The organism is Pseudomonas japonica (genome assembly GCF_900188455.1).
GTDB lineage: Bacteria > Pseudomonadota > Gammaproteobacteria > Pseudomonadales > Pseudomonadaceae > Aquipseudomonas > Aquipseudomonas japonica.
The window spans coordinates 40,788-53,331 of the sequence record NZ_FZOL01000009.1; the positions used below are offsets into that span (position 1 = coordinate 40,788).

Genomic DNA, 12,544 nt, shown 5'->3' on the forward strand with positions numbered 1-12,544 from the left:
AGGAACTGTCAGTAATCCCCCCGCTTGCGAAACGCCCAGCGCCCCGCCAGCGCCGTGAACGTCGCCACCAGCACCACCAAGACCCAGAACCCGTGCGGGTCGTCCGAGAGCGGCACGCCGCCGACGTTCATGCCGAAGAAACCGGCAATGATGTTGATCGGCAACGCCAGCACCGTGACCACGGTGAGGGTGAACAGGGTGCGGTTGTTCTCTTCGGTGAGCTTGGCGGCGATCTCTTCCTGCAGCAGCTTGATCCGCTCCACCAGCGCCGTGAGGTCGTTGATGATCACCGAGAATTCCTCGGTGGCGGCGCGCAACTGGCGGATATCCTCCTCGCGCAGCCAGTCCGGCGGGCGGTTGAGCAGGCGCAGCAACGACCCCGGTTCCAGCGCCAGCAGGCGCTGCAGGCGCACCAGCACGCGGCGCATGGCGCTGAGGTCGGCGCGGTTGTCGCTGAGGCGCTGGGACAGCAGCTGGTCTTCGATGCGGTCGACGTTCATGGTGGTCTCGCGGACGATCTGGGTCAGCAGATCGCCCTGGTCGCCAAGCAGGTGCACCAGCAGCTCGATGGTCGAGGCGAAGCGCTCGCCACGCTTGACCGACGAACGCAGGCGATCCACCGAATGCAGCGGCTGCAGGCGCGCGCTGACCAGCAGGCGCCGGCGCACGCAGGCCCACAGGGTGGACACGTCGGAAGAGACCAGACCGAAGTTGAACACCACGTCGTTGACCACCGCGAGCAAGGCGGTGTCGGCGTGTTCGATGCGGGTCGAGCGCGAGCCTTCGCGCAGGGTTTCGAAAAAGGTCTCCGGCAGGTCCAGGCTGCCCTTCATCCAGCGCTCGCAGGCGGCGTGGGCGAGGTTCATGTGCAGCCAGAGAAAAGCCTCGGGATCGCCGGGATCGAGCAACAGTTCCAGCGCTTGCGAGGAATCGATTTCCCGCCCCGGCTGGCCGGGACGGAAGACAAAACCATAGAGCAGGCCATTCAGATCGGCGTCCTGCTGATGGCCCTGGGTGGTGATCATGCGGGCTCTCGGGGCAGGTCGATCAGTGGCGCGCGCCATTGTCCATCAGGCTGTGCAGCAGGCCGACGCGCAGGCCGGGCTCGGACGGCGTCATGTCGTCGATGCCGAACACCTTGAACGCCGCCAGCATGATCGCCAGGCCGCCGGGGAGCATGCCCTGGCGATGTTGCTGCAGGCCATCGAGGTGCAGGCGCTTGACCTGGCCGGCATCGAGCAGGGCCAGGGACAGGCGCAGCAAGCCCGCGTAGGTGATGCCGTCGCCGCCGCCGTCGTTGAAACCGTTGGCCTTGAGCACCCGGGAGAGCATGCGCGCGGTGCCGGACGAACCGATCGCCGCATGCCAGCCGTGCTCGCGGATACAGCCGTCGACCTCGGAGAACACCAGGCTGGCGTGCTGTTCCGCCTGCTGCAGGCCCCGGCTGTCGACACGCCCGCCGGCGAAGTAGCGCGTGCCGAAGGTGCCGCTGCCGATATTCAGGCTTTCACTGAACACCGGGCACTTGCCACGCCCGACGATCAGCTCGGTGGAGCCGCCGCCGATGTCCACCACCAGGCGCGTGGTCTTCTCGCAGGGCATGCTGTGGGCGATGCCGGAGAACACCAGTTCGGCCTCTTCCTGGCCGGAAATGACGTCGATGGGAAAGCCCAGGCGCGCCTCGGCGCCTTCGAGGAACAGCGCCGCGTTGCGCGCCTGGCGCACCGCGCTGGTGGCGACGGCGCGCACGCGGCCTTGCTGGAAGCCGCTGAGGTGCTTGCCGAAGCGCTCCAGCGCCTGCCAGCCGCGCTCCACGGCCAGGGCGTCGAGGGCATCGCCGTGCAGGCCTTCGGCCAGGCGCACCGGCTCGCGCAGGCTTTTCACCTTGCGCATCAGCGGGCGACGGTTGCCCGGCACGGGCTGGGCGATGGTCATGCGAAACGCGTTGGAGCCGAGATCGACCGCTGCGAACAGGGGGGCGCTGTCTTTCATGCGAGGGTTCCTGGTGGCCGGGTGGCCCAATGGCGGGATGTTACATCTCGTTTCATGACACTTCGGTGACGGGCCATTGGGGGCGCTTTGCGGACCTTCGCGGGCAAGCCACGCTCCTACGGGTATTGCACTTGCCCTCGTAGGAGCGTGGCTTGCCCGCGAAGGACCGCAAGGCGGTCCCCCGGATCTTCAGCTTTCCCCATTCAGGCCGATGAACCGATAAACCCCCTCGCCTTGCGCCCGTGCCACTGAGGATCCACCCATGCAGCTGACTCTAAAAACAAAACTGCTGTTGCTCGCCATACTCCCGGTCCTGGTCTTCGCCCTGGTCATCAGCGGCGCCGCCGACCGTATCCTGCGCAATCTCGCCGACAGCGAAATCAGCGAGACCCGCCAGCGCCTGCTCGATGAAAGCCGGCAGAGCCTGGAAAACGCCATGCAGATCGCCATCGGCGCGGTGCAGGGCCTGTACGACGCCGCCCCCGCCGGCGACCAGGCCAGCCGCGACCAGGCCATCGCCCTGCTGGCGAAGATCAAGTACGGCAAGGACGGCTACTTCTTCGCCCACGACTCCAACGTGGTCCGCCTGTTTCGCGGCGACAGCCCGGTGGACGTCGGCAAGAACCTCAGCGACCGCAAGGACGTCAACGGCGTCTATATCAACCGCGAACTGGTGCGGGTGGCCAAGGACGGCAGCCACTACGTCAACTACAGCTCGCCGCTGCCCGGCAACGAAAACGTGCAGGTGCCCAAGCTGGCCTACAGCTTCTACCTGCCGAAATGGGACATGGCGGTCGGCACCGCGGTGAACCTGGACAATATCGAACTGCGCATCAACGACCTGCGCGGCGAGATCGACCAGCGCATCGACTCGATCCTCGCCAGTATCCTGGCCATCGCCGCGGTGCTCCTGGTGATCCTCGGCGTCGCCGGGCTGATGCTCAGCAACACCCTGCTCAAGCCGCTCAAGGCGATGAAGGACAACCTCGACGCCATCGCCGCCGGCGACGGCGACCTGACCCACCGCCTGCGTGCCGGCAACGACGAACTGGGCCAGCTGGCGGCGTCGTTCAACCGTTTCGTCGAGAAGATCCAGGGCCTGGTGCGCCAGGTGGTGGAGGTCAGCGGCGAACTGTCGAGCCTGGTCCAGGCCGTGGAAAGCCAGAGCCGCCGCTCGGAGCAGGCGATGGAAGCGCAGCGCCACGAAACCACCCAGGTGGCCACGGCGATCAACCAGATGTCCGCCGCCGCCCAGGAAGTGGCGCACAGCGCGCAGAACGCCGCCCACGCCGCCCAGGAAACCGACAGCCAGGGCCAACAGGCACGCCAGGTGGTGGACGGCAGCATCAAGCGCATCCATGCCCTGGTGGAAAACATTCGCGGCAGCGGCACCTCGCTGGACAGCCTGCAACAGGACGTGCAGTCCATCGTCGGGGTGCTCGGGGTGATCCGCTCGATCGCCGAACAGACCAACCTGCTGGCCCTCAACGCCGCCATCGAAGCCGCCCGCGCCGGTGAGGCCGGACGCGGCTTCGCGGTGGTCGCCGACGAGGTGCGCAGCCTGGCCAGCCGGACCCAGCAGAGCACCCAGGAAATCCAGGAAATGATCGACCGCCTCACCGCCGGCACCCATTCGGCGGTGGAATCGATGCGCCACTCCTGCGAGAGCGGCGACCGCACCCGCGACCAGGCCAGCGAAGCCGGCACCTCGCTGGACGCCATGGCGGCGCTGATCGGCACCATCAGCTCGATGAACGCGCAGATCGCCAGCGCCGCCGAGGAGCAGACCGCGGTGGCCGAGGAAATCAACCGCAGCGTGCACCAGATCGCCCAGTCGGTGGACAGCGTCGCCGAACAGACCCGCCAGGGCGCACAGACCGCGCAGAGCCTGTCGAGCCTGGAAGGACAATTGCGGACACTGGTACGGCAATTCCGCATCTGAATAAAAAATTCACGGTGGGCGGTTTCAATACGCCCACCGTACTTAGAACAACGAAGTTGTTTCAATCTGATATAACCGCGGCGCCCATTCGTCTCAATGCAAAACAATCGGCTGTATCAGTTGGTTGTACACCCTCCCTGCGCCTTTGGTACTACTCCCTTGTTCACGCTTGACACGCTTTGTCGGCGCTCGCAATACTTGCCGCCGCAAAACCAGCCAGTCACAAAAACAATAATTACTGCACGGCGTGTCACTACGTCCTTGGAACAAGGAGTTCTTCGATGCTTGGTTACTATGCGCAATACAGCAAGGAATACATCACCACCCTGATGGTCGCGACCACCCTGTTCTTCGCCCTGCCGATCTTCGTTGCCCCGCTGCAATGGGCCCGGCTGATGCAATGGACGATTCCCGAACACGAACACCTGGCCATCTACTTCGGCCGCTGCCTCGGCGCGTTCATTCTCGTCGTGGAGTTCTGCATGTTGCGTTCGGCCACCACCGGCACCAGTTTCAGTTATGCCTTCGATGTATTGTTCGTGGTCTTCACGTTAATGTTCGTCGTGCATGTCTATGGTGCAATCAAGAAGATCCAGCCAATTACCGAAACACTTGAAATCGGTTTCTGGATGATATTGTTCGTACTCAATATCCTCTTCTACCCCACCACTACCATCACACTTTAATACTTCATAAGTCGGCGACCGGCCTGGTGCCGGTCACCGCACTCCGCCCAACCAACTGCAACTATCTGGCGCTCGTTTCGCCGGCGGCCCCGTGCCCGGCGAACGGCGTGTCCAGATCAGGGAGTCTGCATGTCCAGGGAAGACCTCGATCCACTCGCCGAGCGGGTGCGCGCACTGCTGCAACAAGCCACCGGCATCGCCGCGGCACAACTGCATGACGACGCCGCCTTCCACGAGATCGGCCTGACCTCCCTGGCCATTCTCAGCTTCAACGAGCTGATCCAGCCGGACTTTCCCGAGCTGAACAAGACCCTGCTGTTCGACTGCCGCACGGTCCGCGCCGTGGTCGAGCACCTGCGCCGCGAACACCCGGCGGCCTGCGCCGCCTGGGCGCAACGGCAACCCCAGGCCCCGGCGCCCGCGCCGGCCGCGGATGCCTGGCCACACCTGACTCCACTTTCCCTCCGTCGCCCGCACAGCGCCGCCACGGAAATCGCCATCGTCGGATTGCACGGACGCTTTCCCGATGCCGATGACCTCGACCAGCTCTGGCACAACCTGCTCCAGGGGCGTGACTCGATCAGCGAGGTTCCTGGCGAACGCTGGGCGCTGGAGGGCTTTTTTCAGGCGGGAAGCGATGCCCGCGGCAGTGGCCTGAGCTACGCCAAGTGGGGCGGTTTCCTGCGCGATATCGACTGCTTCGACGCCCAGTTCTTCGGCATTCCGCCCCGCGACGCGGCCTGCCTCGACCCGCAGGAACGGCTGTTCCTGCAATGCGCCTGGCACGCCCTGGAAGACAGCGGCCACCTCGGCGAACGCAGCCGCCTGCTGCGCCATGCCAACGGCTCGCTGGATATCGGCGTGTTCGTCGGCATCACCAGCAATACCTGGCCGCTGCTCGGCCCGGCGCTGTGGCAGGCCGGCCACACCGCGATCCCCAGCGGCATGCCGTGGTCGGTGGCCAACCGGGTGTCCTACGCCCTCGACCTGTGCGGCCCGAGCCTGGCCGTGGACACCGCCTGCTCGTCGTCGCTGAGCGCCCTGCACATGGCCATCGACAGCCTGCGCCAGGGCCAGTGCCGCGCCGCCCTGGTCGGTGCGGTCAATCTCTACAGCCACCCGGCCAAGTACGTGCAGCTGTGCCAGCAGCACATGCTCTCGCCCAGCGGTCGCTGCCATGCCTTCGGCAGCCAGGCGGACGGCTTCGTCCCCGGTGAAGGGGTCGCGGCGCTGCTGCTCAAGCCGCTGGACGTGGCGCGCCGCGACGGTGACCGGATTCTCGCTGTGCTCAAGGGCAGCGCGGTCAACCACGGCGGCCGCGGCAATGGCTATACCGTGCCCAGCGCCACCTCGCAGGCGGCGTTGATCGACCAGGCCCTGGCCGACGCGGCGATCGACGCCGCCAGCGTCAGCTATATCGAGGCCCATGGCACCGGCACCCGTCTCGGTGACCCGATCGAAGTACAGGGCCTCAAGCGCGCCCTGGGCGCCGACACCCCGCGTCACCTCGGCTCGGTGAAGAGCAACTTCGGCCATCTGGAAGCCGCCGCCGGCATGGCCAGCCTGTGCAAGGTGGTGCTGCAGTTGCGCCATCGCACCCTGGCGCCGTCGCTGCATGCCGCGAGCCTGAACCCGGATGCCGGGCTGCAGGACAGCCCGCTGCAACTGGTCCGCGAAACCCGCGCCTGGACCGGCAGCGCGCCGCTGCGGGCCGGGATCAGTTCGTTCGGCGCCGGTGGCGCCAATGCCCATGTGATCGTCGAGCAGGCACCGGCCGATCCGCCCGCGCCGGGCAGCGCGGGCGTGCCGGTGTTCGTCCTGTCCGCCCGTAGCCAGGAGGCCCTGCGCGAGCAGATCGCCGCCCTGGCGAGCTGGCTCGACGCTCACCCCGACGCCGATCTCGGCGCCCTCGCCCACACCCTGCAATGCTGCCGCGCGGCCTTCGATCACCGCTTTGCCCTGGTCGCCGACAGCGCCCGGCCGTTGCGCGAAGGCCTCGCGCGCTTCCTCGACGATGGCGGCGCCGGCCTGCACGGTCGGGTCGTGCCCGGCACCCAGAGCGACCCCGACATGGCCGCGCAAGACCCGCAGGACCTGGCTCGCGCCTGGGTGGCCGGGCGCTTCGAAGGCTGGAGCCGCTTCTGGGCGCAAGCGCCGGCGCCGCTCGCCGCGCCGCTGTACCCGTTCGCCCGCGAGCGGCATACGCTGCCCGGCCAGGCCACCAGCAGCCCGCGGGAAACGCGGCGAATCGACCTCGATCCCCGGCAGTTCTTCCTCCGCGACCATCGCGTCCAGGGCCAGCCGGTGCTGCCCGCCGCGGCCTACATCGACTTCAGCGTGGCGCAGGCGCGCGCGCATGGCTTCAGCCTGCCGCTGGAACTGCGGGCGCTGACCTGGGCCAGCCCGGTGCGTTTCAGCGACGACCAGCCGCGCAGCCTGCACTGCCGCGCGCAGCGCGAGGGCGACAGCCTGCGCCTGAGCCTGGGGACGGACGCCGACGCGCCCGGCTTCAGCAGCGAATGCCGCGCCCTGGACCGGCCCGCGCCCTCCACCCCCGAGCTGGCCCGGTTGCGCAACGAATGCGCCCAGCCGCTGGACCTGAGCGCTTTCTATTCCAGCCTCGACCGCCTCGGCCTGGCCTACGGCCCGAGCTTCCGCTGCCTCGAAGCCGCCTGGCTGGGCAGCGGCCAGGCGCTGACGGCGGTGCACCTGCGCCCCCGCGACAACGAGCCTGTCAGCACCCTCGACCCGGCCCTGCTCGACGCCGTGCTGCAAAGCGCCTTCGTCGGTGCCACGGCGGTCGACAGCACCTTCGTGCCCTACGCCTGCCAGACGCTGCGCTGCCATGCGCCGCTGAGCGAACGGCTGTTCGTGCATGTCCGCCCGCATGCCGCGCGCAGCGATGCGATGCGTCATTTCGACTTCCGCGTGTTCGCCGACTCCGGCGCGCTGCTGGTGGAAATCGACGGCTTCGCCTTCCGCCAGTACCGCGGCGCCACGCCACACCCGGTGCACCTGCTCGAACCCTGCTGGCTGCCGGCCCCCGTGGCCGAGCCCGGCCCGGCGTCGACCACCCTGCTGTATCGCACCGAGCCAACTGTCGCGCTGCCCGCCGAGGTCGTGGACAGCGCCTGGCACCTGCAGCCCGCCGCGCAGTTCCAGTACCTGGCGCCACGCACGGTGCAGGCGGACCTCGCCGACCCGGTGCAGATCGACCTGCTCCTGCGTCTGTTGAGCAGCCAGGGCCTGACGCCCGAACGCCTGCTCCTCGATCTGCGCGGCAACGACACGACACCCGCGCCGCTGCTGCTCGCGGCGGACCTGCTGCGCGCGCTGTGCCAGAACCTCGGCACGCCGCGCCTGCACATCCAGACGCTGGTCAGCCCGGGGCCGGCCAATGCCTTCGAAGGCCTGCTGCGCTCGCTGGTGCAGGAGTTGCCCAGCCTCAGCGCCAGCCTGATCGAGGTCGGCGACGGCGATCTGCCCGCCGAGCTGCGCAGCACCCCGCAACCCGGGGTGCAACGGATCCGTCTGCGCGACGGCCAGCGCCAGCGCGCCGCCCTGCGCTTCGTCGCCGAGCAGCCGCACACCGGGGCACAGGCTTTCAGCGCCGGCGACACCCTGCTGATCAGCGGTGGCCTCGGCGCCGTGGGCCGCGCGCTGGGTGCGGCGCTGGCAAAACTGGGCGGGCTGAACCTGGTGCTGCTCGGTCGCCGCGCCGCCGATGAGCACAGCGCCCAGTGGCTGCGGCAGCTACGCGACCTGGGTGCGGCCGACGCGGCCTACTGGCAGGTCGACTGCGCCGACGCCAGCGCCCTGGCCGCGGCCCTCGTCGCTATCCGCCAGCGCTTCGGCGCCTGCCACGGCGTCCTGCATTGCGCCGGGCTGCTGCACGACGGCTATTTCCTGCGCCAGCCGGCCAGCGAGCGCGACACCGTGGTGCATGCCAAGACCCGCGCCGCGCAGTGCCTGGACCAGGCCACCGCGAGCGATCCGCTGAAGCTGTTCATGGTCTGCTCGTCCCTCGCCGGGATCCACGGCAATGTCGGCCAGAGCGCCTATGCCCTGGCCAATGCCTGGCTCGACCACTTCATCGAACAGCGCCAGCAGCGCGGCGGCCACGGGCGCTCGCTGTCCATCGCCTGGCCGCTGTGGCAGACCGAACACGGCATGCAGGCACCCGAGCCGGTACGCCAGTGGCTGGCGCGCAATGGCCTGGCCTTGCTCGAAGAGGACCAGGGCGTGGCAAGCTTCCTGCGCTGCCTGGCCTTGCCACAGCCGCTGCTGGTGCCGGTGTGCGGCCAGCGCGACGCGGTGGCGCGGCTGTTCGCCATCGAAGCACCCGCCCCTGTCGCGGCCAGCGCCGCGCCAGCGGGGGTTTCCCTGCTGGAGTACCTGAGCCGGCAACTGGCCGAGGTGACCGCCACGCCGCTGCAACGCATCGACGTCGATACCTCGCTGGAGGTCTTCGGGCTCGACTCGATCCTGGTCATGGAGCTCAATTCGCGCCTGGAACGGCACTTCCCGGACCTGTCGAAAACCGTGCTGTTCGAAGTGCGCAGCCTGCGCGAACTGGCGACCCTGCTGGAAACCGAACATCCCGCGCAGGCCGCGCAACTGGCGCCGGCCACACGCGTTGCCGAGGCAGCGCCGGCCCCCGCGCCGGCAGCCCCCGCCAGCAGCCGCGAAGACATCGCCATCATCGGCCTCGCCGGCCGCTACCCCGGCGCCCGCGATCCCCAGGCGCTGTGGCAGCACCTGGCCGCCGGCGATGACCTGGTCAGCGAGATCGACACGCGCTGGGCCCAGCCCGAAGGCGAGGACGGCCTGTATGCGCGCTGGGGCGGCCTGCTGGAAGACTTCGACTGCTTCGACCCGCTGTTCTTCGGCATCTCGCCCCGCGACGCCGAGCGCATGGACCCGCAGGAGCGTCTGTTCCTGCAGGCCGCCTGGCACGCCGTGGAAGATGCCGGCTACACCCCGCAGCGCCTGTCCGGTCCGCGCGGCATGGCCCGGCAACGGGTGGCGGTGATCGCCGGGGTGATGTACGGCGAATACCAGTTCTACGGCGCCAGCGCCTGGCCGGAAAAACCCCGGGTGCTGACCAACTCGTCCTATGCCTCCATCGCCAACCGGGTGTCCTACTGCCTGGACCTGGACGGCCCGTCGTTCGCCGTCGACAGCATGTGCTCGTCGTCGCTGACCAGCCTGCACCTGGCCTGCGAACTGATCCGCGGCGGCGGTTGCGAGCTGGCCCTGGCCGGCGGCGTCAACCTGTCGCTGCACCCGTACAAGTACCGCACCCTGTGCGAGCTGAAATTCGCCTCGACCCAGGGCCAGTGCCGCAGTTTCGGCGCCGACGGCGACGGCTACGTGCCCGGCGAAGGGGTCGGCGTGGTCCTGCTCAAGCCGCTGTCCGCCGCCCTGCGCGACGGCGACCATATCCACGGGGTGATCCGCGGCAGCGACCTCAACCACGGCGGACGGACCTCCGGCTACACCGTGCCGAATGCCGACGCCCAGGCCCAGGTCATCGAGCGCGCCCTGCAACGCTCCGGCCTGGCGGCGCAGCGGATCGGCTATATCGAGGCCCATGGCACCGGCACCAGCCTCGGCGACCCGATCGAGATCCGCGGCCTGGGCAAGGCCCTCGCCGGCCAGGTGACGGAAGGCTGGCAGTGCCCGATCGGCTCGATCAAGGCCAACCTCGGCCACCTGGAATCGGCCGCCGGCATGGCCGCGCTGACCAAGGTCCTGCTGCAGTTCAAGCACCGTCAGTTGGCGCCGTCGATCCACGCCAGCCCGGCCAACCCGAACATCGACTTCAGCCGCACCCCGTTCGTCGTCCAGCAGCGCCTGGCCGCCTGGCCGGAGCCGGCGGACGGCCTGCCGCGGGTCGCGGCGATCAGTTCCTTCGGCGCCGGCGGGGCCAATGCCCATGTGCTGCTGGAAGATGCCGCGGCGCGCGGCGAGTCGGCGGACGGCGGCGCCCAGGTGTTCGTCTTCAGCGCCCGCGGCCAGATCCAGTTGCGCGGCTACCTGCAGCGCTTCGTCGACCACCTGGAACACGAACGCGCGCTCGCCCCGCACCACCCCGCCAGCCACCTCGGCCGCGAGGGCTTCAGCACCCAGGATGTGGCGCGCACCCTGCGCGACGGTCGCCAGCGCTTCAGCGAAGCGCGGCTGGCGGTGATCGCCGGCGACTTCGACGAACTGCGCCGCCTGCTCGGCCACTGGCTGCTGGGCGCCGACGCCAGCGAGCTGCTGGTGGGCGCGCACGGCAGCGCGGCCCTGCGGGACGACGCCCGTGGCTGGCTGGAGCACGCCGATGCCGAGTCCACCGCCACGGCGTGGCGCAAGGTGCCGTTGCCCGGCTACGAATTCCTGCGCCGCCGCTACTGGGTGCCGGCACTCGCCGAGACACCGGCGCTTGCGCCACCAGCGCAGCCGGCTCCGGCTCCGACACCGATGCCGATGCCGGCAGCGCCACCAGCCAGCACGCCGCAGGCCATCCTCGACCGCCTGCGGCGCCAGGAAATCACCGCCGAGCAGGCCCGGGACCTGCTCCGGGCCCTGCTCTGATCCATCCACCTTTGCACGGAGCGACACAATGCAGCCGACCATCGCCATCATCGGCGCCGGGGCCAGTGGCCTGGGCGTGGCCAAGGCCCTCAAGGAGAGTGGCCAGGCCTTCGAGATCATCGAAGCCACCGCGCGTTTCGGCGGCAACTGGCAGCCGGACGGACCGGCGTCGAAGATGTACGCCTCGGTGCACCTGATCAGTTCGCGGCGCAACACCCAGTTCGCCGACTTTCCGATGCCCGAGAACTACCCGGACTACCCGCGCCACGACCAGGTGTTCGCCTACCTCACGCAACTGGCCGACCACTACGACCTCGCCGCGCGGACCCGTTTCAATACCCGGGTCACGCGCATGGACAAGGAGGCCGCCGGCTGGTGCCTGAGCTTCGCCGACGGCAGCCAGGCGCGCTACAGCGCCGTGGTGGTGTGCAACGGCCTGCTCGGCGTGCCGACGATCCCCGACTACCCCGGCCACTTCAGCGGGACCGCGCTGCATGCCCGCGACTATCGCGGCGCCGAGCAACTGCGCGGGCAGCGGGTGCTGGTGGTGGGCGGCGGCAACTCCGGCTGCGACATCGCCGTGGATGCCGCGCAGACCGCCAGTCGCGCCCTGCACTCGACCCGGCGCGGCTACCACTACATGCCCAAGTTCATCGACGGCCAGCCGACCCAGGAATGGCTGATGGACCAGGCACCGAAATTCAGCGACGAGGACGCCTACTGGGAGCATGTCGAGCGCAGCTTCAAGTTCGCCGGCTTCGACGGCCGCGACTACGGACTGCCGGCCCCGGACCACGACATCCGCGAGTGCCATCCGATCCTCAACTCGCAGATCCTCTACTACATCGGCCATGGCGACCTGCAGGCCAGGCCGGACATCCAGCGCTTCGACGGGCGCCAGGTGCATTTCGTCGACGGCAGCGTCGAGGAGATCGACGTCATCGTCTGGGCCACCGGCTACGCCATCGACCTGCCGTTCCTGCCCACCGGGCTGTTCGACTGGCGCCACGACTTCGACGACCTGTTCCTGCGCATGCTCCCGGCCCGCCACGACGACCTGATGTTCGTCGGCTACCTCAACACGCCGTCGGGCATCGGCAACCTGGCCAACATCACCGGACGCTTCATCGCCGCCTGCCTGCAGGCCCGCGCCGCCGACAGCCCGGCCTGGCACCAGTTGCTGCAGATCAAGCAGCGCCCCGGCGATCTCGACCTCGGCCAGCAGCGCTTCATGCAGACCCGCCGGCACGCCCATGAAGTGGACCTGTGGAAGTTCATCCGCACGCTGAACTTCCTCACCGCACGCCTGCAACAGAACCCGTCCCTGGCCCGCAGCGCCTGA

Annotated in this window: 6 protein-coding genes; 4 read left to right on the top strand and 2 right to left on the bottom strand. The window is 68.8% G+C overall.

Annotation, left to right across the window (positions count from 1 at the left end; all coding sequences use genetic code 11):
* Nucleotides 1-8: 8 nt before the first annotated feature.
* Both CHB99_RS12940 and CHB99_RS12945 read right to left on the bottom strand, forming a co-directional pair.
* The gene (locus CHB99_RS12940; RefSeq protein ID WP_042129482.1) at nucleotides 9-1,025 is read right to left on the bottom strand and encodes a transporter; all 1,017 of its coding nucleotides are present in this window, start codon (nucleotides 1,023-1,025) and stop codon (nucleotides 9-11) included.
* Nucleotides 1,026-1,047: 22 nt separating this feature from the next.
* Nucleotides 1,048-1,992: a Ppx/GppA phosphatase family protein gene (locus CHB99_RS12945; protein WP_042129479.1), complete on the bottom strand. Its 945-nt coding sequence runs from the start codon at nucleotides 1,990-1,992 to the stop codon at nucleotides 1,048-1,050.
* A 262-nt stretch (nucleotides 1,993-2,254) separates the two neighbouring features.
* Between CHB99_RS12945 and CHB99_RS12950 the strand changes: the two genes are divergently transcribed.
* The 4 genes from CHB99_RS12950 to CHB99_RS12965 all read left to right on the top strand — a co-directional run bounded on the left by CHB99_RS12950 (nucleotide 2,255) and on the right by CHB99_RS12965 (nucleotide 12,544).
* Entirely contained in the window at nucleotides 2,255-3,934 is a 1,680-nt protein-coding gene (locus CHB99_RS12950) for a methyl-accepting chemotaxis protein (protein ID WP_042129477.1), read from the top strand.
* Nucleotides 3,935-4,215: 281 nt separating this feature from the next.
* Nucleotides 4,216-4,620 carry a hypothetical protein gene (locus tag CHB99_RS12955; protein WP_042129475.1) on the top strand — a complete coding sequence of 135 codons (405 nt, stop codon included), beginning with the start codon at nucleotides 4,216-4,218 and terminating at the stop codon, nucleotides 4,618-4,620.
* 129 nt (nucleotides 4,621-4,749) lie between these two features.
* Nucleotides 4,750-11,202, top strand: coding sequence for an SDR family NAD(P)-dependent oxidoreductase (locus tag CHB99_RS12960; RefSeq protein WP_042129473.1), 6,453 nt, complete (start codon nucleotides 4,750-4,752; stop codon nucleotides 11,200-11,202).
* Nucleotides 11,203-11,230: 28 nt separating this feature from the next.
* A complete protein-coding gene (locus tag CHB99_RS12965) occupies nucleotides 11,231-12,544 on the top strand; it encodes a flavin-containing monooxygenase (protein WP_042129471.1) in 1,314 nt (437 codons plus the stop codon).

Bases quoted from the DNA above. Each gene is read 5' to 3' on its own strand.
- CHB99_RS12955 (WP_042129475.1), top strand. From the start codon at position 4,216: ATGCTTGGTTACTATGCGCAATACAGCAAGGAATACATCACCACCCTG.
- CHB99_RS12940 (WP_042129482.1), bottom strand. From the start codon at position 1,025: ATGATCACCACCCAGGGCCATCAGCAGGACGCCGATCTGAATGGCCTG.
- CHB99_RS12965 (WP_042129471.1), top strand. From the start codon at position 11,231: ATGCAGCCGACCATCGCCATCATCGGCGCCGGGGCCAGTGGCCTGGGC.
- CHB99_RS12950 (WP_042129477.1), top strand. From the start codon at position 2,255: ATGCAGCTGACTCTAAAAACAAAACTGCTGTTGCTCGCCATACTCCCG.
- CHB99_RS12960 (WP_042129473.1), top strand. From the start codon at position 4,750: ATGTCCAGGGAAGACCTCGATCCACTCGCCGAGCGGGTGCGCGCACTG.
- CHB99_RS12945 (WP_042129479.1), bottom strand. From the start codon at position 1,992: ATGAAAGACAGCGCCCCCCTGTTCGCAGCGGTCGATCTCGGCTCCAAC.